The 344-nt window shown below is 54.9% G+C and carries 1 pseudogene; it reads right to left on the reverse strand.

The window, feature by feature from the left end:
* Positions 1–57: 57 nt before the first annotated feature.
* Positions 58–344, reverse strand: a pseudogene (locus EOS_RS42635) (hypothetical protein); the annotation flags it as partial.

The raw sequence follows: 344 nt of genomic DNA on the forward strand, positions 1-344 counted from the left end.
AGCGGCTACCGGAGCCACCTGCCATCACAACTGGATAGAGTTTCGACTGCGCCATAATTATCCCCGAATATCATTTATAAATTGACGTAACACGTTCTCTTTATCGAGCGTGCGTTCGGCATATTCACGTGCCACCGTGTTGTGTTTGGGCAGCAGGAGCGCCTGACGGATCCCCGCCACCAGCGCCTCGACCGATTCCGGTTCAACGCAAACCGCAATGCCCGGAAAGGTTTCGCAAAGCTGCCCCAGTTCTGTGTAGGCTTCAGCAGTAATCACCGCGTTACCGCCTACTGCCAGAATATTGGTCAGTTTCGACGGCAATACGGCATCTGCCGCGCCGCGTT

The organism is Caballeronia mineralivorans PML1(12), assembly GCF_001028175.1.
GTDB lineage: Bacteria > Pseudomonadota > Gammaproteobacteria > Burkholderiales > Burkholderiaceae > Caballeronia > Caballeronia mineralivorans.